The organism is Vibrio sp. KUL70 (genome assembly GCF_059725515.1).
Genome location: NZ_AP045834.1, coordinates 1,952,916 through 1,977,754, shown reverse-complemented (window position 1 = coordinate 1,977,754; position 24,839 = coordinate 1,952,916). Strand labels below are relative to the sequence as shown.

General features: G+C 42.5%; 20 protein-coding genes. 18 read left to right on the top strand and 2 right to left on the bottom strand.

The features are described from left to right. From AC6I7V_RS08575 to AC6I7V_RS08490, 18 genes are all read left to right on the top strand, one after another. Window positions 1–2,280 (top strand): DNA internalization-related competence protein ComEC/Rec2, encoded by a 2,280-nt coding sequence (locus tag AC6I7V_RS08575; protein WP_498010685.1) that lies wholly within the window; start codon window positions 1–3, stop codon window positions 2,278–2,280. A 32-nt stretch (window positions 2,281–2,312) separates the two neighbouring features. Continuing rightward, a complete protein-coding gene (gene msbA, locus AC6I7V_RS08570) occupies window positions 2,313–4,061 on the top strand; it encodes a lipid A ABC transporter ATP-binding protein/permease MsbA (protein ID WP_498010684.1) in 1,749 nt (582 codons plus the stop codon). Window positions 4,062–4,075: 14 nt separating this feature from the next. Then, complete coding sequence (gene lpxK / locus AC6I7V_RS08565) at window positions 4,076–5,083, top strand: tetraacyldisaccharide 4'-kinase (RefSeq protein WP_498010683.1); 1,008 nt, start codon at window positions 4,076–4,078, stop codon at window positions 5,081–5,083. Continuing rightward, window positions 5,064–5,243, top strand: coding sequence for a Trm112 family protein (locus tag AC6I7V_RS08560; protein ID WP_032552063.1), 180 nt, complete (start codon window positions 5,064–5,066; stop codon window positions 5,241–5,243). The genes lpxK and AC6I7V_RS08560 overlap by 20 nt, the downstream gene beginning before the upstream one ends. Continuing rightward, entirely contained in the window at window positions 5,243–5,989 is a 747-nt protein-coding gene (gene kdsB, locus AC6I7V_RS08555; protein WP_498010682.1) for a 3-deoxy-manno-octulosonate cytidylyltransferase, read from the top strand. Before AC6I7V_RS08560 ends, kdsB begins: the two co-directional genes overlap by 1 nt. A 253-nt stretch (window positions 5,990–6,242) precedes the next feature. After that, window positions 6,243–6,923 (top strand): (d)CMP kinase, encoded by a 681-nt coding sequence (gene cmk, locus AC6I7V_RS08550; RefSeq protein ID WP_255230399.1) that lies wholly within the window; start codon window positions 6,243–6,245, stop codon window positions 6,921–6,923. 107 nt (window positions 6,924–7,030) lie between these two features. Beyond that, window positions 7,031–8,701 carry a 30S ribosomal protein S1 gene (gene rpsA, locus AC6I7V_RS08545; protein ID WP_032552066.1) on the top strand — a complete coding sequence of 557 codons (1,671 nt, stop codon included), beginning with the start codon at window positions 7,031–7,033 and terminating at the stop codon, window positions 8,699–8,701. Between the two features lie 100 nt (window positions 8,702–8,801). Beyond that, a complete protein-coding gene (gene ihfB / locus AC6I7V_RS08540; protein ID WP_032552067.1) occupies window positions 8,802–9,086 on the top strand; it encodes an integration host factor subunit beta in 285 nt (94 codons plus the stop codon). A gap of 128 nt (window positions 9,087–9,214) precedes the next feature. Then, a complete protein-coding gene (locus AC6I7V_RS08535) occupies window positions 9,215–9,487 on the top strand; it encodes a LapA family protein (protein ID WP_498010681.1) in 273 nt (90 codons plus the stop codon). A gap of 23 nt (window positions 9,488–9,510) precedes the next feature. Continuing rightward, window positions 9,511–10,686, top strand: a complete 1,176-nt coding sequence (lapB, locus tag AC6I7V_RS08530) for a lipopolysaccharide assembly protein LapB (RefSeq protein WP_498010680.1) — start codon at window positions 9,511–9,513, stop codon at window positions 10,684–10,686. Window positions 10,687–10,782: 96 nt separating this feature from the next. Further along, complete coding sequence (pyrF, locus tag AC6I7V_RS08525) at window positions 10,783–11,493, top strand: orotidine-5'-phosphate decarboxylase (RefSeq protein ID WP_255230403.1); 711 nt, start codon at window positions 10,783–10,785, stop codon at window positions 11,491–11,493. Window positions 11,494–11,889: 396 nt separating this feature from the next. Beyond that, a complete protein-coding gene (locus AC6I7V_RS08520; RefSeq protein WP_261881790.1) occupies window positions 11,890–12,912 on the top strand; it encodes an ABC transporter permease subunit in 1,023 nt (340 codons plus the stop codon). Next, a complete protein-coding gene (locus AC6I7V_RS08515) occupies window positions 12,909–13,952 on the top strand; it encodes an ABC transporter permease (RefSeq protein WP_498010679.1) in 1,044 nt (347 codons plus the stop codon). The genes AC6I7V_RS08520 and AC6I7V_RS08515 overlap by 4 nt, the downstream gene beginning before the upstream one ends. Before the next feature lie 84 nt (window positions 13,953–14,036). Beyond that, complete coding sequence (locus tag AC6I7V_RS08510; protein WP_498011672.1) at window positions 14,037–15,845, top strand: extracellular solute-binding protein; 1,809 nt, start codon at window positions 14,037–14,039, stop codon at window positions 15,843–15,845. A gap of 11 nt (window positions 15,846–15,856) precedes the next feature. Beyond that, a complete protein-coding gene (locus tag AC6I7V_RS08505; RefSeq protein WP_498010678.1) occupies window positions 15,857–16,747 on the top strand; it encodes an ABC transporter ATP-binding protein in 891 nt (296 codons plus the stop codon). Between the two features lie 4 nt (window positions 16,748–16,751). Beyond that, window positions 16,752–17,567, top strand: coding sequence for an ABC transporter ATP-binding protein (locus AC6I7V_RS08500; RefSeq protein WP_261881787.1), 816 nt, complete (start codon window positions 16,752–16,754; stop codon window positions 17,565–17,567). 198 nt (window positions 17,568–17,765) lie between these two features. After that, the gene (locus AC6I7V_RS08495; RefSeq protein ID WP_255230408.1) at window positions 17,766–18,638 is read left to right on the top strand and encodes a hypothetical protein; all 873 of its coding nucleotides are present in this window, start codon (window positions 17,766–17,768) and stop codon (window positions 18,636–18,638) included. A gap of 28 nt (window positions 18,639–18,666) precedes the next feature. Next, window positions 18,667–22,815 carry a M66 family metalloprotease gene (locus AC6I7V_RS08490; protein WP_498010677.1) on the top strand — a complete coding sequence of 1,383 codons (4,149 nt, stop codon included), beginning with the start codon at window positions 18,667–18,669 and terminating at the stop codon, window positions 22,813–22,815. A 60-nt stretch (window positions 22,816–22,875) separates the two neighbouring features. On the opposite strand, the gene miaE is transcribed toward AC6I7V_RS08490, so the two are convergent. Then, complete coding sequence (gene miaE / locus AC6I7V_RS08485; protein WP_498010676.1) at window positions 22,876–23,640, bottom strand: tRNA isopentenyl-2-thiomethyl-A-37 hydroxylase MiaE; 765 nt, start codon at window positions 23,638–23,640, stop codon at window positions 22,876–22,878. Between the two features lie 129 nt (window positions 23,641–23,769). After that, entirely contained in the window at window positions 23,770–24,534 is a 765-nt protein-coding gene (locus AC6I7V_RS08480) for a DNA repair protein (protein WP_285403331.1), read from the bottom strand. Between the last annotated feature and the right edge of the window lie 305 nt (window positions 24,535–24,839).

Below are 24,839 nucleotides of genomic sequence, written 5' to 3'. Positions count from 1 at the left end.
TTGTTGAATACTTGGTTTTTATTGTCTTTTTCTTTGACATTAATGTCAGCAAGCCTATGGCCTGTTATGCCCCGTTGGAACTGGGCTTGGGTGATATTGCTACTTTTAATAGCTTCAACCAAGTATAGCGCTTCCCGACCTTTAAGAGGTGTTCTCTGTGGGGTGATGGTGGTTTTAATCGTCAGTGGTTTGGTAAAACAGCAAACAACTGTACTCTTTAATTCCGGAGCGGATATTACCATAAATGCATCGGTTGTTAGCCTTTTTAGTGAAAATAGCCGGAGTTATGAAAGCGTTATTGTAGTTAGATCAATTAACGGTGATAAATTAGACAGGTGGCAACAGGTAAAGGTAAGGTTGTTTACGCCATTTCGGGTCACTCAGGGCGAAAAAATTGAGTTGAGCGTTAGGATGAAACCTATTTTAGGTAAGCTCAACGAAGCTGGCTTCGATCTAGAGACCTACTCTTTTAGTCAAAAAATAGTGGCTCATGCCTCTTATCTGCCGGGCACGCGCTATCGTATTCAATCAACTTCCTCTTGGCGCGCGATTTGGTTTGATCAAATTACTCGCAACCTGAGTTCATTATCGAACCGAGATCTCATTGTCGCGTTAACCTTTGGCTATCGTGACTTCATCCCACAACAAAGGTGGTTAGAGCTTAAAAGCAGCGGCTTGATTCATCTGGTCGCGATTTCAGGCTTACACATTGGTATGGCTTTTGGCATCGGTTATCAGCTAGGGCGTGGCATACGATGTATCACACCGACAATGATTTGGGCTCCTTTTATCGCAGGCTTAACAACGGCGCTGATCTACAGTTGGTTTTCAGGCTTCACATTACCAACCGTTAGGGCGTTAGTGATGTGTTGTTTGGGGAGTTACTTTGTTTGGCAGGGGAGAAGCATCAGTAGTCTAAACTTTATTCTGTTGAGCATCTGTATTGTTCTCGTTATCTGGCCATATTCGATACTGACTGGGAGTTTTTGGCTCTCTTTTGGCTCATTAGCAGCCGTTTTATATGCAGTTGCGATATCGAGTTCTGAACACTCTCATACTCGCTTTGTCAGAAAGCTAGTCTTGGCCGTCAAAGTTCAGTGTGTGCTCACACTCTTGTTACTGCCCATGACTCTTTATTACTACCAAGGCTTAAGTGCTGTTTCAATTTTCTATAACTTACTGATGTTGCCTTGGGTCACTTTTTTAGTCATGCCGATGCTTTTCATAGCGTTATTTGTCCATATTTTTGTATCAGAGCGTATGCAGATTTTATGGAAATGCGTTGATGTTCTACTCGAGGTTATCTCTATATCGTCTTCTTGGGCGGAACCTTTTTGGTGGGTGTTTGACGTACAGGTAGCTCAATGGTTGAGTTTAGCTGTACTTATCAGTTTGTTCATTTATCGCTATTTCAGACCTTGGGTGAGTATATTGTTGCTTGTACTAATAAGTATTCGTGAAACAGCACCACAAAATATCGCGCAAGCGTGGAGAGTAGATGTACTGGATGTAGGGCATGGCCTTGCTGTTATTATCGAAAAAGAGGGGCGAACACTGCTCTATGATTTGGGTAACCATTGGCAAGAGGGCTCTGTTGTTACTTCAACGTTATTGCCAATACTACACCAAAGAGCGAACCCAACTATCGATGGTGTCATTCTTAGCCATCTAGACTCAGATCATGCAGGAGGCTTAGATGATCTCATGGCATCGAAATCGAAATCGAAATTTTGGGTACGAAGTAGCCAAGGTATTGCGCAACAAACTGGGTCTCAAATATATACCTGTATCGAGGGAGACGTTTGGCATTGGCAAGGTTTGAAGTTTGAGGTTCTTTGGCCTCCAAAAATGACAAAACGCGCATATAACCCACACTCTTGTGTTGTACGTTTGTTCGACCCGCGTAGTCAATTTTCAATGCTACTGACAGGTGATATCGAATTGGTTAGCGAATGGATGTTGTCGAGAAAAGGTCTAGCCTTAAAAAGTGACGTTATGCTTGTCCCTCATCATGGAAGCAAAACCTCATCGAGTCGTCGTTTTGTTGAGACTGTTTCACCGACACTGGCGCTGGCGTCATTATCAAAAGGTAATCGATGGGGAATGCCCAATAAAGATGTTGTTGAAAGATATCAGTCGATCAATGCGAAATGGTTAGATACTGGTGAAAGTGGTCAAATTACCATCATGATTGACACTGAAGGCTGGAATTATCATTCGATTAGACAAGATAGAGCACAGCCGTGGTATAGGCAGATGCTCAGGAAGGGAGTAGAATAGTAAGATTATTGTGAGAAAAATTAAGCGATTCCATGTCTATAGAAAAAGATGAAAATACTTGGGCTACCTTCAAGCGACTTTGGACTTATATTCGATTATACAAATCAGGGTTAGCGGTTGCGGTTGTTGCTCTAATTATTAACGCGGTTTCTGACACATACATGATCTCTCTATTGAAGCCTTTGCTTGATGAAGGTTTCGGTAGCGCAGAATCAGACTTCTTACGAACTCTTCCGTTTATTATTTTCGCCATGATGTTCATTCGTGGTACGAGTGGATTTGTTGCCACTTATTGTTTGAGTTGGGTTTCGGGCAATGTAGTGATGCAAATTCGACGCAAGATATTCAATCACTTTATGCACATGCCCGTCTCTTTTTTTGATAAAGAGCAAACGGGATCGCTGTTATCGCGCATTACTTATGATTCGGAACAAGTCTCTGCTGCAACCAGTAAAGCTCTAGTAAGTATCGTACGTGAGGGCGCGAGTATTATCGGCTTATTAGTGTTGATGTTCTGGAACAGTTGGCAGCTTTCATTAGTATTATTTGCTGTTGCTCCTGTGGTCGCATGGGCGATCAGTGTTGTTTCTAAGCGATTTAGAAAAATATCGAAAAACATGCAGACCAGTATGGGGCATGTCGCTTCATCTTCTGAACAGATGCTTAAAGGCCACAAAGTTGTTTTAACTTATGGCGGTCAAAACGTGGAAAAAGAGCGTTTTGACAAAGTGAGCAACCAAATGCGTCAACAAACGATGAAGTTGGTAACAGCACAAGCTGCGGCTAACCCAATAATTCAAATGATTGCATCGGTAGCGATTGTAGTTGTTCTATTCTTGGCAAGCGTTGACTCGATTAAAGCGGAACTTACCCCTGGTACTTTTACCGTTGTATTCTCAGCAATGTTTGGTCTAATGCGCCCTTTAAAAGCACTTACGGGTGTGACAGCAGAATTCCAACGCGGTATGGCAGCGAGTCAAACACTGTTCAGTCTAATTGATTTGGAAACAGAGAAGAACACTGGCACTCTGAAGCCTCAATCTGTGAAAGGGGATGTTGAAGTCAAAGACATTACCTTTACTTATCAAGGCGCAGAAAAGGCAGCTCTCGAAGATGTCAGCTTTACCATCCCTAGAGGTAAAACGGTTGCTCTTGTTGGGCGTTCTGGCTCGGGTAAAAGTACCATTGCCAACCTTTTCACCCGTTTTTACGATGTCGACTCCGGTACTATCGAGCTTGATGGTCATGACATTCGTGACTACGAACTGAAAAACCTTCGTCAGCACTTTGCATTGGTTTCGCAAAATGTTCATTTATTCAATGATACAATAGCGAATAATATCGCTTATGCGGCAGAAGAAAAGTACACCCGCGAACAGATCGAACACGCAGCAAAACTGGCTCATGCGACTGAATTTATCGAGGGTATGGAAAATGGTTTTGACACTGTCATCGGTGAGAACGGTACAAGTTTGTCTGGTGGTCAACGTCAACGTCTAGCTATTGCACGAGCACTATTGAGAGATGCCCCTGTGCTTATCTTAGATGAAGCAACTTCGGCTCTAGATACAGAGTCTGAGCGTGCAATTCAATCTGCTCTAGATGAGCTCCAGAAAAATAAAACTGTTCTTGTGATTGCGCACCGACTATCAACCATTGAGCAAGCAGATGAGATTCTGGTTGTAGACGATGGTCATATCGTCGAGCGTGGTGCTCATGCTGAGCTGATTGAACATGACGGCGCCTATGCTCAACTTCACCGCATTCAATTTGGTGAATAAGGGACGAGTTGACCGTGGTCGAAAAGATTTGGTTTGAGAATCATCCTTTAAAATATCTGCTGTGGCCGCTGCTGTGGCCATTGAGTCTGATCTTTAGTCTTATCAGCAAAAGACGTCGTCAAGCGTATCAACAAGGCTCGAAAGCGAGTTATCGAGCGCCTGTACCAGTGATTGTTGTAGGAAACATTACAGCGGGTGGTAATGGCAAAACGCCAGTGGTTGTTTGGCTCGTTGAGATGCTGCAATCTCAAGGGTATAAACCGGGTGTTGTTTCACGCGGTTATGGCGCAAAAGCGCCGAGTTACCCACTGGTGTTATCTAAAGATACACCTGCAGCTTACTGTGGCGATGAACCTCGTTTGATTATGAAAAGAACGGGTGCACCTGTCGCTGTCGACCCAATTCGAGCCAATGCGGTTAAAGCATTGTTAGAATCTCAGGTCGACGTTATTGTCACAGATGATGGTCTTCAGCATTACGCTTTGGAAAGAGATATCGAATTTGCAGTGGTTGATGGTGTTCGTCGCTTTGGTAGCGAACAAGCGATTCCACTAGGGCCATTACGCGAACCCGTATCGCGTTTAAGCGAAGTCGATTTTATAGTGACCAATGGTGGGCAGCCGGAATGTAATGAAATGGCGATGTCTTTGGTGCCTAGCCAAGCTGTTAATCTGAAGACGGGACAAAGGGCTTCACTAGAAGTGCTGACAAAACTGGTCGCATTTGCAGGAATTGGCCATCCACCACGTTTTTTCAAAACGTTAGAAGATCTTGGTGCTGACGTGATTCATACTCAAGGTTTCGCCGATCATAAAGATTTCGACAGAGATGAGCTGTTCGCCCTTGCTGAAAAGGGCGAGAACATCATAATGACAGAAAAAGATGCAGTGAAATGTGAAGGTTACGCGCAAGATAATTGGTGGTATCTGCCTGTTTCTGCGCAATTTGACCAAGCATCACAAAACAAAGTTATGCAAAAAATTAAAGAGGTTATGGAATACTATGGATCACCGTCTACTTGAAATCGTTGCTTGCCCTGTGTGTAAAGGTAAATTAACTTTTGATAAAGATAAGCAAGAACTGATTTGTAAACTTGATCGCCTTGCATACCCAATTAAAGAGGGTATTCCTGTGCTTCTTGAGCCTGAGGCTCGCACAATCTCAATGGACGAGGGCAAATAATGTCATTTACGGTTGTCATCCCAGCTCGTTATCAATCGAGCCGATTACCCGGAAAGCCGTTAGCTGATATAGGCGGCAAACCAATGATTCAATGGGTTTATGAACAATCAGTGAAAGCTGGTGCAGATAAAGTCATTATTGCGACTGACGATGTTCGAGTTGAAAAGGCCGCGAAAGCATTTGGTGCAGATGTTTGTATGACTTCTCCTAAACACGAGTCTGGAACAGAGCGCTTGGCTGAAGTGATTGAAGTGATGAACATCCCGGATGATCACATCATTGTCAACGTGCAGGGCGATGAACCTCTTATCCCATCGAGTATTATCAACCAAGTGGCAAACAACCTTGCGGGTAGTGAAGCGCCAATGGCAACGTTAGGGGTAGAGATCACTCACGTTGATGAAGTGTTTAATCCTAATGCTGTAAAAGTGGTAACGGATAAAGAGGGTTATGCACTCTACTTTAGCCGTGCCACTATTCCTTGGGATCGCGATGCGTACGCTAATAATGGAACAAGTGCAGAATCTCCATTGTTAAGGCACATAGGCATTTATGCATACCGCGCAGGGTTTATTAACACCTACATAAACTGGGCGCCAAGCACACTTGAGCGCATAGAGTGTCTAGAACAACTACGTGTGCTGTGGTATGGAGAGAAAATCCATGTAGATATTGCAGCAGAAGCACCTGCTGCCGGTGTAGACACGCCTGAGGACCTCGAGGCAGTCAGAGCGATCATCGGATAACGTATTCTCTCGAAAACGCAACTCTAAGCCTTATTATCGCCTCGCAGATTCGCGAGGCTTTTTCATTTTTATAGCCACAAACCTACCTACAAATCAAAGAAACTCATAAATACTTCTTCATATCGGTGGCACTGGGATTAATGTGAGATTTACCTCGCTCCTAAACTGATTTTTCTCTATAATATGCCGCCTGTTAACGCAGTTGTATTATGCGAGTGCGGAATAAAACTTACGAAGAAACGTGGAGTAAAACATGCCTTCTCAAAGCCCAGTGATTACGGTTGATGGCCCAAGCGGTGCAGGTAAAGGTACCCTATGTATGTTACTAGCTGAAAAGTTAGGTTTTCACTTACTAGACTCGGGTGCTATCTATCGCGTGCTTGCACTAGCTGCAATCCATCACGGTGTGGACACAGAGTCTGAAGACGCTTTAGTTCCTCTAGCAACGCATTTAGATGTTCAGTTTATTGCTGAGGGTGAATTGGTAAAAGTGATTCTTGAAGGCGAAGATGTGTCTGGCGAACTGCGTAAAGAGGAGACAGGCATGGCGGCTTCAAAAGTTGCAGCACTGCCTCGCGTACGAGAAGCACTGCTGCGTCGTCAACGTGCATTCAGTGCAGCGCCGGGGCTTGTTGCGGACGGTCGTGATATGGGGACTGTTGTATTCCCAAATGCTGAAGCGAAAATTTTCCTTGATGCGAGTGCTGAAGAGCGTGCGAATCGCCGCCTTAAACAGTTGCAAGGCAAGGGCTTAGATGTTAAATTTGACGACCTTTTGAGCGAGATCCAAGAGCGAGACGACCGAGATCGTAATCGCCCAGTAGCGCCACTGCGCCCTGCTGAGGATGCGCTTGTGCTTGACTCCACCTCAATGAACATTGAGCAGGTCGTAGAAAAAGCACTACACTATATTGAATCGAAACTGGCTGGGTAGTTTTTACCGAGCCGGCAAGAACGTTGGTTGCAAGGATGATAACCGGCGAATTTATCAACCCCATGCGGTAGGATACCCATGGACGTTTAATTATTGAAGATTAAATAATGACTGAATCTTTTGCTCAACTCTTTGAAGAGTTTCTAAACGAAACAGAATTCCAACAAGGCAGCATCGTTAAAGGTACTGTAGTAGCTATCGAGAACGGTTTCGTTCTTGTTGACGCTGGTCTTAAGTCTGAATCTGCTATCCCTGCTGAACAGTTCAAGAACGCTGCTGGCGAACTTGAAGTTGAAGTTGGCGCTGAAGTAGACGTAGCTCTAGACGCTGTTGAAGACGGTTTCGGTGAGACTCAACTTTCTCGTGAGAAAGCTAAGCGTCACGAAGCTTGGATCGTTCTTGAGAAAGCTTGCGAAGAAGCTGAAACTGTTGTTGGTATCATCAACGGTAAAGTTAAAGGCGGTTTCACTGTTGAACTAAACGGTATCCGTGCTTTCCTTCCAGGTTCTCTAGTAGACGTACGTCCTATCCGTGACACTGCTCACCTAGAAAACAAAGAGCTAGAGTTCAAAGTAATCAAGCTAGACCAGAAGCGTAACAACGTTGTTGTTTCTCGTCGTGCTGTTATCGAATCTGAGAACAGCGTTGAGCGTGACGAACTTCTTGAAACTCTACAAGAAGGTACTGAAGTTAAAGGTATCGTTAAGAACCTTACTGACTACGGTGCATTCGTTGACCTTGGCGGTGTTGACGGTCTTCTACATATCACAGATATGGCTTGGAAGCGCGTTAAGCACCCATCTGAGATCGTTAACGTTGGTGACGAAATCCTAGTTAAAGTTCTTAAGTTCGACCGTGAGCGTACTCGCGTATCACTAGGTCTTAAGCAACTAGGCGAAGATCCATGGGTAGCAATCGCTAAGCGTTACCCAGAAGGTCACAAGCTTTCTGGTCGTGTTACTAACCTAACTGACTACGGCTGCTTCGTTGAAATCGAAGAAGGCGTTGAAGGTCTAGTACACGTTTCTGAAATGGATTGGACTAACAAGAACATCCACCCATCTAAAGTTGTTAATGTTGGCGACGAAGTTGAGGTTATGGTTCTTGATATCGACGAAGAACGTCGTCGTATCTCTCTAGGTCTGAAACAGTGTAAAGCTAACCCATGGCAGTCATTTGCAGAAATGCAAGCTAAGGGCGACAAAGTTACTGGTAAGATCAAGTCTATCACTGACTTTGGTATCTTCATCGGTCTTGAAGGCGGTATCGACGGTCTAGTACACCTATCTGACATTTCTTGGAATGTTGCTGGTGAAGAAGCTGTACGTGAGTACAAGAAAGGCGACGAAATCTCAGCAGTTGTTCTTGCAGTAGATGCAGAGCGTGAGCGTATTTCTCTTGGCGTTAAGCAAATGGAAAACGACCCGTTCAACGCATACGTTGCTGACAACAAGAAAGGCGTTCTAGTAAACGGTACTGTAACTGCAGTAGACGCGAAAGGTGCAACTATCGAGCTTGTTGAAGGCGTAGAAGGTTACATCCGTGCTTCTGAAGTTTCTCGTGACCGCGTTGAAGATGCGTCTCTAATCCTAAGCGTTGGTGACAGCGTTGAAGCGAAGTTCACAGGTGTTGACCGTAAGAACCGCGTAATCAACCTATCTATCAAAGCTAAAGATGAAGCTGAAGAGCAAGAAGCAATGGCTTCACTGAACAAGTCTGACGAAGGCGCGTTCGGTAACGCAATGGCAGATGCATTCAAAGCTGCTAAAGGCGAATAATTTAATTTTTCGCTAAGAAAGGGGCCTTAGGGTCCCTTTTTTTTTGCTTATTTTTCCGATAGGTCTATAATTTCTAAAAAGAAAACCAACGAGGGAAACTATGACTAAGTCTGAATTAATTGAAAGACTATGCGCTGAGCAAACGCATCTTTCTGCAAAAGAAATTGAAGACGCTGTAAAAGACATTTTAGAGCACATGGCTTCAACATTGGAAAGTGGTGATCGAATCGAAATTCGTGGTTTTGGTAGCTTCTCGCTACATTACCGTGAGCCTCGCGTTGGCCGTAATCCAAAAACCGGTGACAAAGTTGAGTTAGACGGCAAATACGTTCCTCACTTCAAACCTGGTAAAGAGCTACGCGAACGAGTAAATACAGGAATGTAGATTACTTATCGGAATTTTAAAAAGCGGCATACTACAATGTATGCCGCTTTTTTATGACCATAATATGGTGGTCTGATAAGTAATTTTCCTGCATAATCGTACTGCTAATTAACCAATGAGTGATGAATATGAAAATTATAAAAATAGTCGCTGTTATTGCACTTTTCCTAATTGCACTGGCTTTAGGCTCTCAAAACCAAACTATCGTGAATTTCAATTACCTGCTTGCCCAAGGTGACTTCCACCTATCAACATTACTTGGTGCAGTGTTTGTATCGGGTTTTGTTCTAGCATGGATTGTGTTTGGTAGCATGCACATGAAATCTCAGCTACAGATCCACCGTTTAAAGAAAAAGCTAAACAAGCAATCAAAGCAAGTCGCTGTAGAATCAAAAGCTTGATAGCTGAGAAAGGCTAATACTGAATGTTAGAGTTACTGTTCTTACTGTTACCCATTGCCGCCGCTTACGGCTGGTACATGGGTAATCGTAATGCTCAGCAAGAAAAGCAAAAGCAATCTCATCAGATATCTCGTCAGTATGTGACAGGTCTGAACCTACTTTTGTCAGATCAGTCGGATAAAGCGGTTGACCACTTTATTGAACTGCTTCAAGTTGATAACGAAACGATTGATACACATCTCGCGTTAGGCAATCTGTTTCGTTCTCGAGGCGAAGTGGATCGCGCTATTCGTATCCACCAAAATCTTATCTCTCGTTCTGGTCTTACAATCGACCAAAAAAATCTCGCACTTCAGCAACTCGCAAAAGACTATATGGTATCGGGCTTTTTAGACCGAGCAGAAAAAATCTTTGAGCAACTCGTCGATGAGCCAGACCATAAAGAGAGTGCACTTCAACAACTGGTTTCTATCTATCAACAAACTCGCGAATGGAACAAAGCCATTCAACACGGTAATGTGCTAATCAAAATCAGCAGCAAGAAGCTTAAGATGCGTGCAACAGTTGCTCATTTTTGGTGTGAGCTAGCAATGCAAGAGCAAGCGGAAGGCAATCAATCCAAAGCGATACAACATTTTAAGAAAGCACTCACTGAAGACCCGAAATGCGTCAGAGCCAGTATTGCGCTGTCGAAAATTCATCTGGCAAGCGAAGAGTACAATAAAGCAATAGAGTACCTCGAGTCTGTTATTGACCAGGATATCGACTTTATCAGCGAAGTATTACCAACTTTAGCTGACTGTTATCACCACTTGGGACAGGAAGCTCAGCTTGTCGAATTCCTTAAAATTTGTATACAGAAAAAAGCAGGCGTGTCTGCGGAGTTAATGTTGGCACAGTTAGTTGCACAACATGAAGATATTGGCTCAGCACAAGAGCTTTTGACCAAACAACTTCTTAAAAACCCAACGATGAAGGGCTTCCATCGATTGATTGATTATCATATTGCAGAAGCAGAAGAGGGGCGGGCTAAAAATAGCTTGACCACTTTACAGTCTATGGTTGGTGAACAACTAAAAATGAAGCCTCATTATCGTTGTAGGAAGTGTGGCTTTTCTACCCACTCTCTATATTGGCATTGTCCTTCGTGTAAGGGATGGGGGACGATCAAGCCGATCCGTGGCCTTGATGGTGAGTAAATTAATGGTCAATGTTAGACCAAATTATATAGTGCAGCTTTCGGGCTGCATTTTTATGAGAAAAATTTAAAACAATAAACTGCGTTAGGAGATGAAATGAACGATCAAAAAATCATTGTAGCCCTGGATTACGACAACCAAGCTGATGCTTTGGCCTTCGTCGACCGAATTGATCCGGCATCTTGTCGCCTAAAAGTAGGTAAAGAGATGTTTACTCTATTTGGACCAGAATTTGTACGTGAGCTGCACAAGCGCGGTTTTTCGGTTTTCTTAGATTTGAAATTCCACGATATTCCAAACACATGTTCTAAGGCTGTACGAGCAGCTGCGGAAATGGGAGTTTGGATGGTGAACGTTCATGCTGGTGGTGGCGAGCGAATGATGACGGCATCACGCGAGATCCTTGAGCCTTATGGTAAAGACCGTCCATTGCTGATTGGAGTCACTGTACTGACAAGCATGGAACAGCAAGATCTAGCGGGTATTGGTCTTGATATTGAGCCTCAGACGCAGGTTATGCGACTGGCTAACTTAACTAAAAATGCAGGTTTAGACGGCGTTGTTTGTTCTGCACAAGAAGCGTCTTTACTGAAGAGTGAATTAGGTCAGGAGTTTAAACTCGTTACTCCTGGTATTCGTCCTGTAGGCGCAGAAGTTGGTGATCAAAAACGTATTATGACGCCGACTAAAGCAATTCAATCAGGTTCTGACTACTTAGTTATTGGCCGTCCAATCACACAAGCTGCTGATCCTGCTGAAGTGTTAAAGAACATTAATAATGAATTGTTACATTTGAAGAACAACTAATTATTCTGTAGGTACACAGTTTTCTTGTTTAATTAAATTAGCAAACGTTTAAACTGTGTACCTGTTAGTAGTAATCACTAAAAAACTCCAATCTATAAATCTCCTTTTAAAATATATAGTTATTAGCACTCCCCTTCTATTTTATATTCACTTAGCCTCATTGTTGAACAAATAAACCGACACATATTTGGGTTTTACACAACTATTTTCTTAAATTAACTATAATAATATGATTTGAGTCGATTATTTTTAACGTTAATTGGATGTCACTGTTCAATTCAATATTCTTATGGATTAGAGTTTACGGAACTGAAATCTCATCGGATCAGTGTATGAGTTGGTAAAGACTTACAAGATGCGGTTTAAATGTAAAAAATTGGTACGGAGTATTTCCAATTGTTAACTTATATATTGAGGCGTTTTTTACTTATTATTCCAACATTTATAGGAATAACAATCTTGATATTTGCCATCACTCGATTCGTCCCAGGTGGTCCGGTGGAAAGAATGTTGTCAAAGATGCATTCAGGAACAGACAGTGCGGCGGTCAGTGTTGCGGGTAATAATTCATCATTATCAGATGACCAGATTGCAGAACTCAATGCGTTCTATGGATTAGACAAGCCTATATTAGAGTCTTATGTTGATTGGCTATCTAAGATAGTCGTATTAGATTTTGGTGAATCAACTCGATATTACGAACCTGTGAGTGACATGATTGCTGAACGTTTACCAATCTCGTTGTTTTATGGAGGCATGACATTCTTTATTAGTTACTTTATATCAATTCCGCTTGGCTATTATAAAGCGATCAAACATGGCTCAGTATTTGATTCTACGTCTTCGATTTTAATATTTATTGGTTACGCTTTACCCGGGTATGTTGTTGGCGTTTTTCTAATTACACTGTTCGCCTATAACCTTGATTGGTTTCCAATGGGAGGATTCGTCGGGGACGATTTTGAGGACTATGAAAGTTGGCTAGATCAAGTTAAAGACATCATGTGGCATGCTGTACTACCGCTTATTTGTTATTTGATTGGTGACTTTGCAACTCTCACGATGACAATGAAAAACAACCTTATGGAAAATCTATCTGCTGACTATATTAGAACAGCTATAGCGAAGGGGTTACCATTTAAGCAAGCGGTTAAAAAACATGCATTACAAAACAGCTTAATTCCGATAGCGAGTCATTTTGGTAACTCATTATTGTTCTTTATGTCAGGCTCTTTCTTGATTGAAGTTATTTTTAATATCGATGGTATCGGCTTGCTAGGCTACGAATCCATAATGGAACGTGATTATCCTGTTGTAATGGGTATCGTCGCTATAAATGCTGCGATGTTAATGATTGGCAATATTGTATCTGATCTTTGTGTTGCCGTAGTCGACCCAAGAGTGAGGTTTGGAGCATGATGAGACTAACCCCACTGACACAGAAAAAAATTAAACATTTTAAAGAGATAAAGCGTGGATATTGGTCTCTATTGATTTTGAGTTTACTACTTGTTTTTTCTATCTTCGCTGAGTTTTTTATTAACAGCAAAGCACTACTCGTTCACTACAAAGGTGAGTGGTCGTTCCCGGTTGTTTCAGATGTTCGACTAGGGACAGATTTCGGGTTGAGTTATACGAGTGAGGTAAATTATAGAGATCTAAAACAGATTTTTGCGGATGAAGGAGAGGGTAACTTTGTCATCATGCCTATCGTACCTTGGAACCCATATGAGCAGGACTTTTCTGGGGACTTCCCACCATTAGCTCCAAGTATTGATAGCCAACATTATTTAGGTACTGACGCGATAGGGCGAGATATTCTGGCGCGTTTAGTTTATGGCTTTCGTATAGCGATGGGATTTGCCTTGATGACTATGGCTATCTCTTATGCGATTGGTACTGTGGTAGGTTGTTGTATGGGCTTCTTTGGTGGCAAGTTTGATTTGTTTGTTCAAAGGCTCATAGAGATTTGGTCAATGGTACCATTTCTCTACGTCATTATGATCTTAGTCTCGATAACTCAACCGACGTTTACCTTGTTTGTCGCAATTAATGTTTTATTCGGCTGGATGGGCATCACCTGGTATATGAGAACAATGACTTATAAAGAGTCTGCTCGTGAATATGTGATGGCAGCACGAGCACTAGGCGCTTCTACAACACGTATTCTGGTGCATCATATCTTACCCAATACTATGGTTATGATAGTGACTTTAGCGCCATTTACCATTGCCGCGAATATCACAGCACTAACCGCGTTAGACTATTTAGGGCTTGGCTTAATGCCTCCTACACCGAGTTGGGGAGAATTGCTACAGCAAGGGAAATCAAACTTAGACGCCCCTTGGATTGTGACTTCAGTTGTCGGGGCCATCGTTGCGGTTCTGGTCATGGTGACATTTATAGGTGAAGCGATACGCTCGGCATTTGACCCCAAAAAGTTCACGCGCTACGTATAAGCATAATTCAGATATTTACAGGAAGTATCCAATTAACAGGATGTAATTATGAATAGAACAGTCTCAATATGTATTTCGACTTTGATGGCGGCTTTATCAACGTCGGTTCTATCACAAACCACTTCTCTGCCACAGGGTTTGGAGTGGTTGTCCAATAACAACGAACCACTTTTCGCCTCACAAGACGCGATACGTGGCGGCACCTTACGTACATTCATGGCCAGTTTCCCCCAAACTTTGCGCAGTGTTGGACCTGACGCAAATTCAGGGTTACGTCACTACTTTATGGACGGTGCGCCAAAGCTCGCCCAGAGACACCCAAATACGGGCAAGTGGATCCCGCAGTTGGCGACTGATTGGGCATTTTCTGAAGATAACAAAACGGTCTATTTTAAACTTGACCCAAATGCTACATGGTCTGATGGAGAGAAAATAACGGCAGACGACTATCTTTTCATGCTTACTTATTATCGCTCTAAAGATATCGTCGACCCTTGGTACAACGATTTTTTCTCAACATCCATTGTTGATGTGATCAAAGTAGATGAGTACACCATCGCCGTAGAAACAGCTGTTGAACAGAGCCAAGATGCCCTGATGGTATTGATCAACATGCCAAGTAACGGATTTCAACCAAGACCAAAACACTACTTTACGGGTGAAAAAGATACAAACAATGACGGTATGGTCGACAATTTTGTTCGCAAATATAACTTCAAGAGCGAACCAACAGCGGGACCGTATTACCTAGATAAAGTTAAAAAAGGTAAGAGCGTTACCTTCAAACACGTCGGCGAAAAGTGGTGGGGCTACTCAAATCGTTATTATCAGAATCGCTACAATGTCGATAAGGTGCGTATTACGGTTATTCGTGATTTTGATATCGCTCTGAAGCATTTTGAAAAAGGTAAATTAGATTATTTTGACTTAGTCCTCCCAGAGTATTGGCATGGAAAATCTGATTCACAAGCTTTTAAAGACGGTTATATTCAGAAGTTTTGGGGATTCAATCAAGTGCCGCAAGGAGCCGGCGGCTTGTGGATCAACACTGCGCAGCCATTACTTGATGACATTAATGTTCGCAAGGGCATTATGCATGCTACCAATTATGATGGAATGATTAAAAATATCATGCGCGGTGACTACTCTCGTAAACCACACGGGCTGGGATTCGGGCATGGGCAATACGATAAGCCGACTAATAAAGCGCCTGAGTTTGACCCTCAGTTAGCGGCTGAGCACTTTGCAAAAGCGGGCTTTGATACCCTAGGTCCTGATGGTATCCGTATTAATAAACAGGGGCAGAGACTTTCATTTGCCATCACTTATGGGTACAACGCATGGACACCAAGAATTGCCTTTCTTCGAGAGCAAGCCAAGTTAGCAGGTCTGGACTTTACGCTTAATTTGGTCGATGGATCATCGGCGTTTAAATACATCCTAGAGAAAAAACATCAATTGGCTTTCCAAAATATGGGCTCGGGTGAAATCCCGTCTTACTGGGAGTATTTACACTCAGATAATGCCAACAAACCGCAGACCAATGCACATACTAACTACAGCAGCCCTGAGTTGGATAAATTGATAGAAGCTTATGATGCTGAGTTCGACCAAGACAAACGTTATCAACTCTCTCATCAGATCCAAGATTACGTTACGCAAGCAAATATCATTGTTCCGGGTTATATGGTGCCGTACTCACGCGCTGCGCATTGGCGTTGGGTCCAATATCCGCAGAATCCAATGACTAAGCAGACAGAGTCTATATTCCACCCAATGGATATTGGTAGCTTCTGGATTGATCCTTCACTGAAGAAAGAGACGCAAGCGTCGATGAAGTCAGATAAAACCTATACTCCGGTTTCATTTGTTGATGACCGTTTTAAGTTGTGACGGAAGTTTCTATGAATCAGGAATATAAACAAGCCCCCAATTGCGATGTCGTGTTGGAAGTCAAAGATCTAGAAGTCACTTTCGATACTGACTCAGGAGTGGTACAGGTACTTCATGGTGTTAGCTTTAAAGTAAAAAAAGGCAAAACTCTAGGTCTAGTTGGGGAATCTGGTTGTGGTAAAAGTGTTACATCGATGTCGATTATGGGACTGCTTCCTAAGCCTTATGGTCAGGTTGTTGGTGGGGAGATCCTTTATAACAATCAGAACCTCGTTACCTTACGACCAGACTCTATGTATGAAATGCGTGGTAACTCGATCTCTATTATTTTTCAAGACCCTATGACGGCACTGAATCCGGTACATAGTATCGGTAAACAGCTAATGGAGGTGTTGTCACTTCATCGACCTGAGTTGAAAAAAGCGGATAGACGAGAATATGCGATCAAGATGTTGGAAAAGGTCAAGATTCCAATGCCGGAGAAACGTATCGATGAATACCCTCATAACCTATCTGGAGGTATGAGACAGCGCGTAATGATAGCCATGGCTCTCGCATGTAAGCCAGACGTGTTGATTTGTGATGAACCAACTACCGCTTTAGACGTAACGGTTCAAGCCTCTATTTTGGAGTTGATGAGAGAGCTGCAACAAGAAACTGGCATGGCAATGCTGTTTATAACTCACGATTTAGGTGTTGTTGCAGAGGTATGTGATGACGTGGCAGTCATGTACGGTGGACGCATTGTTGAGTATGCAGATGTATTCGACCTGTTTGACTACCCGAAACACCCTTATACAAAGCGCTTGCTGGGTTTGATGCCAAGCTTAGATCATCCACCCAAACAACAGATAGAGATCAAACCTATTGATGCTTCGTTGTTCCCAGAGTTTAAGGGGTAGCTAAATGTCAGAAGTATTACGAATTGAGAATCTCACTCAGCACTTTATCTCCGGAAAAAGGCTGTTCTCAAAAGGTTATGTGATCAAAGCTGTAGATGGTGTCTCTTTTTCTTTGCACCAAGGGCAAACTTTGGGACTGGTTGGGGAATCTGGGTGCGGAAAAAGTACATTGGGACGAACAATATTAAAGTTGTTTGAGCCAACATCCGGGCGCATTTTTTTTGAAGGGAAGGATATCACGCGTTGGAACACCAAACAGATGAGATCACTTCGTAAAGAGATGCAGATTGTCTTTCAAGATCCAATGGAGTCGCTTAATCAACGGCATACGATAGGGATGATTTTGGAGGAGCCCTATATTATCCATAATGTAGGTACTCACAACGAGCGCAAGCAGTGGGTATTAGAATTGTTGGATAAAGTCGGATTAGCCAGAGAATCGGTCGACCGTTACCCTCATGAGTTTTCTGGCGGGCAGCGTCAACGTATCGGAATCGCTAGGGCGATCGCATTAAAACCAAAGTTACTTATTTGTGATGAGTCTGTCTCAGCACTCGATGTGTCGGTTCAAGCACAAATTATTAATTTGCTTTTGAGCTTACAAAAAGAGATGAACCTCGCAATCATTTTTATTTCCCATGATCTCTCTGTGGTTAAACAGGTATCTGATGAAGTTGCTGTTATGTATTTCGGAAAAATTGTGGAATATGGTTCTGCTATCGAACTGTATAGCAATCCTAAAAATGAGTATACGAAGAAACTACTGTCAGCCATACCAATAACACACCCTAGTCGCAGGAAGCGCATAAAGGGAAAATAGCATTAATACAATTCTGTACAAAATAATACAAAGAAAATTTGTAATTCAATTGTAAAGTAATTTGGCAGCAAGATTTCTGTTGCTAAAAAGTCTATCGATATTTAGTGATAAATATTGAGGTATTTATTCACCTAAAATTTGATGGATTATTTTAAAAAGTTCAATGATTGAACTTAACATTCATGGAAGTTAAAAAGCATGCATAACACAATTAAGTGGAAGGTGAAGCCGATCGCAATATTGTTAGGCACAATGTTTACTTTATCTGTTTACGCAGAAGAAGTTAATAGTGTTGATAATATTAACGATAAAGCTGAATCAACACAAAATGAAAACGATGCATCTTGTATAACTTGTAATATTAGCGGATCCGTTACCGCTGGTTATTCAACGAATATATACAACAAAGATGACTATCGTGCAGCACGAAGCTTTTCATGGGATGGCACACTGAAATATACACTCTCCGAAAACACAAAAGCATATATATCTTCAGGTGGATATCGAGCACTAGACGATGAAGTAGGGACCTACGCAACGGATTCGGTAATAGGGCTAAGTCATTCGAAGTTATATGAGTTTGGGGAAAGTGGAAAGATAGGTGTAAGTGGGCAGTTTACTATTCCCACCTCTGAAGCGTCGCGTAACGATAAATTACAAACCGCATTCAGAATAGCTATTCCAGTCAGCTTCGAACATTGGGGAGTGAGTTTCAATATATCACCTCGCCTGAGAAAGAATTTTCATCAATATGAAACTTATGGTGGGAAGTCTCTGACTGAATGGACGTACTCACTATTTACGGGTGCGAGTTATAGCTGGGAACAATTAACTTTGGGAGTTGACGCCTTAGGCGGAAATACCATCAGTTACCAAGGGACTAGACGTGACTCGGTTGATTATGGAGGTTCTATCTATGGAGCGTATGACTTTAACGACAATTGGTCATTTACGCTTACAGCCGCAACGTCAGGCGCATATGCAGATGCAGAGCGAGGCACTTTGGGCAATATCGATCTATTCGATGCAGACAAAGCCTCTTACACAGCAGATATAACATTCTCCTTCTAAGGAAAGAAAAATAATAAAAGGATTCAATATGGACTTTAAAAAAATTGCATTGAGTTCCGCAATCACGGCTATTTTGGCTGGGTGTGGTGCTGATGATCAAGCATACGAGCTGCAAGAGCGAGATGCCAAGGAAATAGCAGTAAAAGACCTTAAGGATGGTCGATGGTTTTATGTCCCAACGACAGGTGCCGCTCCACGATTCGCTTTAAACCAATTTCCGTTCCTACAAGGTATGGGACGCTATGTAGAGCTCTGTTTCACTAAGACTGGTTTAGAGGTTCGTGCGTTTGATAAGAATTATCCCGAGTCTTCATTACCAAAAGATGAAAACAACTACTGTACAGAGCAAGATATTGTCGGCAGTGATGATCTTGTTAACTTCGCTCAAGTGCTAGAAATTCCGGGTGATTTTGCGGCTTATCGCTGTAAGGAAGATGCGTATGACGATTGTACTAACACAGAAGAGATCAACGAAGATAAAAGTTTAGACTATCGTAAGAAAACTCACTTCACTCCAAAACCGGAAGAGTTGATTGTATCTGAGTTTAACTGGGAAGACCTTTATGGTTTAAAGGATGGAATTACCGAGCAAGGGACCGCAAAGGTCACTTCTTGGGATTTCGATCCTGAGAATGGTATTCTCAATTTTGAGTTAGAACGCACTTTCCAAATTGATTTGGAGAACCTTTCTGATTACATTAATTTTTCAACCAAATCTAGCTTAGAAGAAGCCTTAGTTGACGGTGCATTCAAAGCGCGTTTTTACTATTCACTGGTTCATGAAAGCGTTGTTGCTTCAGACAACTACCAACCTGTGATGTACCCGGTTGGCGATGAAAATGATATTGGTTTCTTTACCACACAAACGAAAAAGCTAAACCCGATCACCAACAAGTATGATCGTGACGTCGTTTATTTGAATCGATTTAACCCAGACAACGGCACCATCAAATACTATCTGACGGATAACTTCTTCGAAGAAAAAAATAAGCTCTTCTTAGATTCGACCATACAAACCATCAATAAAATGAACAAGGCGCTGTCTTTGTTTGGTAATGATGCCGGTAAACCAGCGATTGAAATCGTCAACTCAACGGCACCTGCAGGCATCCACCCAGGCGATCTGCGCTATAACATCATTAACTTGGTTGATGAGCCCCTAGCGAATGGTCTTCTTGGCTATGGCCCTTCAGTGGCTAACCCAGTGACAGGTGAAATCATTAAAGCACATGTTAACCAATATGCAGGTGTGGCCAGAACAGGTGTGCCTTATTACTGGGATAATCTAGCGCGCTTTTACAACCGAAACCAGTTGTCGATGAACGGCTTACCTGCATTGCCTACTGAAGAGGGTGCAGCGCCAGCGGTTACTGAAGTAGAAAGCCGTATTCAACAGCTATCGACCATGGCGGCAATGTCGAAGCTACCTCAAGTTGATGATGTTGCGCCAGCTTTAACAAAAGAAGAACTCACCGGTGACCGAACTCCGTCACAAGGGCCGACCATTCTTACTAAGAACTTCAGTGACAATATGGACTTTGAAGATGTCGTAGCCGCTGAAGAGAATCGTTTGGCATTCTGGTCTGAAAATAATGTATACCCAATTGAAGCGTCTTGGGTCTCTTCAACGAGCAAAGCGATGCTTGATAATCTTAAGTTCGATGATGATCGTTATTTCAACATTAAGGTAGATGATAATGGCATAGAAACGTCACGCGAACTTAGACGCTGGAAATACTTACCAAAAGATCTTCAACAAGAAGCTGCTGATGCAATAACTGTTGCGACTTACAGCAATACACTTGTTCATGAACTAGGTCATAACGTTGGTCTACGTCATAACTTTAAGGGTTCTAACGACAAGGAAAATTACTACACCTTGGAACAGGCTCACGCCCTTGGGTTAAATAACATTCCAGCATATAGCTCTACGATGGACTACGCCCCAAGCATGCTTGATGAAACGCCAACATGGGGTCTATATGATATTGCCGCGTTCAAATTTGGCTATGGGCGTAAAGTGGAGACCATTCAAGACTCTTCATCTCCAATGCCTGCAGCGGTTGCAAACCCAGGTGACGAAGGCACTGATGAAGAGAAAGCCGCTTATCAACAATATCTCGCTGCTCTACAGACGTATCAACAAGGTTTTGCCAACCGTTTTGGCAACAATGTGGATAATGACTCATTGATGGTGTGTAGTGAAATTATGACGTTATCAGGTGATCAAGCCGGTAAGTCTCTTTACAACTGTGACTTTAGCCGCTTCGATATTGCTGCGTTAAGTGATGATCCTGAAGATTATGAAAAAACTCGATATGGCGTACTTTATTACTTAGATAATGTTCATAATATCGAGCGTAAGAGCTACGGCTTCTGTACCGATGGTAACGTCTCTCTTAACAGTGACTGTAACCGTTTTGATGAAGGTACCAGCCTTAATGAGATCGTAGCATACGAGTGGCAGAGCTACTTAGATAGCTATGACCGTCGTAACCTTGCAGAATACAGCACCAACGGTTTATTCACGTCGGATTATTCAAGTTACATTATCCGTCGCTATCGCGAAATGACATCAATTCGTGACAAGATGGAAGATCTAGAACGCATTGATGATCTATACAATAACTTGGGTTTAACCTCTTCTACGGATAAGCCGGGCGACTTCTTAATGCGAATAGCTTCCAATGACACCTACTGTAAAGCACCGGGTGCCGAAGGAAACTATTGGTTCTGCGATTATGCCGATGGCGGAATGAAAGCAGCAGCTTACTTTTTGGATGTATTAGCAACTCCAGAGCATCAATGTGTTATTGAAAACAAAACCGGTGCGCAAAAAGTCATCTCATTTGGTCAGCTACTTAACAATAATTCTCACTTATTGCCTGCCAATTTCGATCTGATTGACGCGAGCTGTTTTGATGAAAAAACGGCTGAGTTTATCGAAGATTCGAATAAAGGTTATTCAGCCGTAGCCGAAACCAAAAACGGCCGCTTCTTGAACTCTATTGGTAGCTTTAATCCGGATTACCCTTGGTCTAATGCGGTTTCAGTACTTGGTAGTTGGCCTGATAAAGCGCTTGCAAGTTACTTCTTGGCGCGTCGTTTCTCAACTCGAGATACTGACGAAGTGAGTTTTGCTTCGCTATTAGACCTTCCTGGTGTACAGGAGCAGTATGAGAATATCATTTCTAACATTATTTCTAACGAAGGCTTAAACACACCTGTCGCATTAGTCGATGCCAAAGGTGATGCTTATAACAATCTGAAAGGCGTTGAAGTGCAATTGCATGTAACCGAGCGAATGGAGTCATTGTCACCATTACCGCGAGGCATTGAGGAGTTCTTTGATATATCAAGCAGAAGCAGACAACGTATTGGTGATTTGATACTTAATATGGGTGTTAGCCAAATGCAGTCTGATGATTATACGGTGAAGTCTCTTGGAAAAGCACAGTTAGATGTGTTCACTAAGCAGCAGGATCGTTATGGTTTGATTGCCGGGGATAAAGTTGAATTTGTTATTGATGGCGAAACTTATGTGGCGACTAAGTCCAACAAATTGGCTTATCAATACGCGAGTCAACTTGTAACAACAGATGGTTATGCGTTAAAAGTATATCTTGATGGCTATGACCGCGTTGAATTAGCGAAAATCGCGAATAGCATCGACACGGCTTGGGGAAGTTTTAGAACGGACCTACCAGCTTCTTATCATAGCCCAGTTCTGTTGTTGGATGCTCCATTGATTCACTCTATGAAAGTAACGATTGATGCAGACTTGGCGTCAAATGTGGATACTTTCGAGAGATCGTTCAATAACTTCCTTAATACAAATATCAGTTCAGGTGATCTTGTTTATGATTCGGAAGCTGGAACTGTTCAGTATAAAGGTGGAACTGTACACGACGTAGTAAAAGTATACGGCACTTATGTTGACGCTATGTTGCTGATTATCAATAACTTTAATGATTCAATGATGTTCGCTGTAGACAACGTTCACGCGGGATATGTTGCGGCATCTGATGCTGATAAAGAGCTATGGCTGAAAGATGTTGATCTTATTAAAGCTTATGTTGACGGTGATATTAGTAGTGTTGCGGGTAAGTACTATGAATTACTCGATAGGTTACCAGATGTAGCTGATATCAAAGCTGGGAAAAAAGGAACTCTATAGAGAATCGTTAACAAAAGGCTCGCATCCGCGAGCCTTTTCTATATCAGCCAGTTAGAGGCACTATGCAGCGATAGCTGGAGCTCCACTATGGAATTTAAAGTCGCTGTCTTCTGATGTAATGAGATCGGCTTCGACACGTGCGAAATGAGCCACACGCTCGGAAATATCCTTACCTGCAATTTGTTCTGCAAGTTCTAGATAATCTTGATAGTGACGAGCCTCTGAGCGAAGCAGAGAAACATAGAACTTTTCTATATCTTCTTCTAGGTACGGCGCAAGCTTGGCGAATCGTTCACACGAACGCGCTTCAATAAACGCACCGATAATCAACTTATCGACCAACGCATCGGGCTCATAGGTTTTCACATGCTTAATTAACCCTTTGGCATAACGGCCAGCTTCGATCGGTTGATATGTGACGCCTTTCTTCTCCATGAGCTCCATCACTTGATAAAAGTGGTGCAGTTCCTCCTTGATAAGTAGTACCATTTTGTCGATAAGATCGTCGCCATAAACACAACCTTCTTTAGCTGTGATCTGCTTTGATGCATTACTCTTACCACGCAGCGATTCCAAATCTCCTTTACGACGATAAGCAAACTCTTCATATGGTTTAATCCACTCATTTAGCTGGATAGCACTCTCTTTATCAACCGCATACTTACGAATCAGAAATAGGGCACTCTGAGCGGCTTTCAGCTCACACAGCATGTGATCACGCAAAATGATATGCAGGTTTTCTGGTTTCTTGGCTTCATCAATCCAAGAGTCTGGCGTTTCGGCTTTTAGAAAGGAATGAATAGGAGCTAATAGTTCTTGATACATGCTAGAGCTTGAGTAGTTTTGGAAAAACGAGATATTACCACAGGAACATTAAGGTTAGGAGGGGCTTTCTTGGTGTAAAAAAGGCTGCGGTGAGGCAGCCTTAAGGGGAGTTGTATTAGATGAGATGAATTACCACTTCTTCTTTTGTCCAAATAGCGCATCCATATCGTCTTCGCGTTCTTTGGACTCCATCTGTTGAAGTTCTTGGGCGTTGCGATCTTGGCGTTTTTGATCAAGGTCGTTCAGCATCTCTTGTAACTTCTCACGAGCCTGATTTGAATATGGGTCATTTTTCGTGGTCAGTGCGTCGATACCTTTGCGCAGTAGTTGAATGGCTGTACCAGGTTGGCCGCGAGCAATGGAGTCGTTAGCACGTTTAATGACGTTTTCGATGTTGATGCGAATTTGAATTGTTTCGAGGCGAGCATTCTCTGCGACGTACGCTTGAGTTTCAAAACGCCCCTTGTTGTGTTCGCTGCGAATTGTGTCGCGTAGACGCTTGACTAATTTAAGCATCATGATGGCTTGCTTGTCGCTGCTTGGGACGCGGAAAGCGGTACTTTCACCACCCTGATAGTTCTCTTTAAGCTGAGTGATCTGCTGTTTCACGCTCTCGATGCGTTGGGCTAGTTGCTTGTTTTTAGGATCCAACTCATACATGTTTTCAAGCGAATCTAGGATGCGTGTGTTTAAGCACACTAATAGGTCTTGGCTAAACGGCATGTGATGCGCGTTACCAATCAGTTCTTCCGTTCCATCGATAATGGTTAAATAACGAGAAGATTCCTGTTTCTTCGCTGTTTCGACCTTAACTTTGTACTGAAGCATGATGTTGTAGCCCAATACCAACACCAAAAGAATGGCTACTAAGGCAATAATTAAACCAATATTCATATAATTGCGTCTGCTTGTTGTGTTCTATCGCTAACTTCAGAGGATACACGATTCCATAGAGCATCTACACCCGTAAATCGCTTATCTGCCTTGTAAATTTTGATTTTTCATTATCTCCTGTTCATGTTGTTAGGTAATCAAAAAGTGAAAAGTAATTACCGAGAATGAGGGGTTGATTACAAACGAGTGACGACCGTTTCATATCGAACTCGATAAAAACTCAATTTTTCTATCATTTTCTTCAGTAAGGCGTTATAACTATTAATTATATTCACTAAGTTTAACTCGCTTACTTTCTTAATAAG

Excerpts from the sequence above, each read along its gene's own strand:
- msbA (WP_498010684.1), top strand. The coding sequence starts at position 2,313 with ATGTCTATAGAAAAAGATGAAAATACTTGGGCTACCTTCAAGCGACTT.
- AC6I7V_RS08560 (WP_032552063.1), top strand. The coding sequence starts at position 5,064 with ATGGATCACCGTCTACTTGAAATCGTTGCTTGCCCTGTGTGTAAAGGT.
- kdsB (WP_498010682.1), top strand. The coding sequence starts at position 5,243 with ATGTCATTTACGGTTGTCATCCCAGCTCGTTATCAATCGAGCCGATTA.
- cmk (WP_255230399.1), top strand. The coding sequence starts at position 6,243 with ATGCCTTCTCAAAGCCCAGTGATTACGGTTGATGGCCCAAGCGGTGCA.
- rpsA (WP_032552066.1), top strand. The coding sequence starts at position 7,031 with ATGACTGAATCTTTTGCTCAACTCTTTGAAGAGTTTCTAAACGAAACA.
- ihfB (WP_032552067.1), top strand. The coding sequence starts at position 8,802 with ATGACTAAGTCTGAATTAATTGAAAGACTATGCGCTGAGCAAACGCAT.
- AC6I7V_RS08535 (WP_498010681.1), top strand. The coding sequence starts at position 9,215 with ATGAAAATTATAAAAATAGTCGCTGTTATTGCACTTTTCCTAATTGCA.
- lapB (WP_498010680.1), top strand. The coding sequence starts at position 9,511 with ATGTTAGAGTTACTGTTCTTACTGTTACCCATTGCCGCCGCTTACGGC.
- pyrF (WP_255230403.1), top strand. The coding sequence starts at position 10,783 with ATGAACGATCAAAAAATCATTGTAGCCCTGGATTACGACAACCAAGCT.
- AC6I7V_RS08515 (WP_498010679.1), top strand. The coding sequence starts at position 12,909 with ATGATGAGACTAACCCCACTGACACAGAAAAAAATTAAACATTTTAAA.
- AC6I7V_RS08510 (WP_498011672.1), top strand. The coding sequence starts at position 14,037 with ATGGCGGCTTTATCAACGTCGGTTCTATCACAAACCACTTCTCTGCCA.
- AC6I7V_RS08505 (WP_498010678.1), top strand. The coding sequence starts at position 15,857 with ATGAATCAGGAATATAAACAAGCCCCCAATTGCGATGTCGTGTTGGAA.
- AC6I7V_RS08500 (WP_261881787.1), top strand. The coding sequence starts at position 16,752 with ATGTCAGAAGTATTACGAATTGAGAATCTCACTCAGCACTTTATCTCC.
- AC6I7V_RS08495 (WP_255230408.1), top strand. The coding sequence starts at position 17,766 with ATGCATAACACAATTAAGTGGAAGGTGAAGCCGATCGCAATATTGTTA.
- AC6I7V_RS08490 (WP_498010677.1), top strand. The coding sequence starts at position 18,667 with ATGGACTTTAAAAAAATTGCATTGAGTTCCGCAATCACGGCTATTTTG.
- miaE (WP_498010676.1), bottom strand. The coding sequence starts at position 23,640 with ATGTATCAAGAACTATTAGCTCCTATTCATTCCTTTCTAAAAGCCGAA.
- AC6I7V_RS08480 (WP_285403331.1), bottom strand. The coding sequence starts at position 24,534 with ATGAATATTGGTTTAATTATTGCCTTAGTAGCCATTCTTTTGGTGTTG.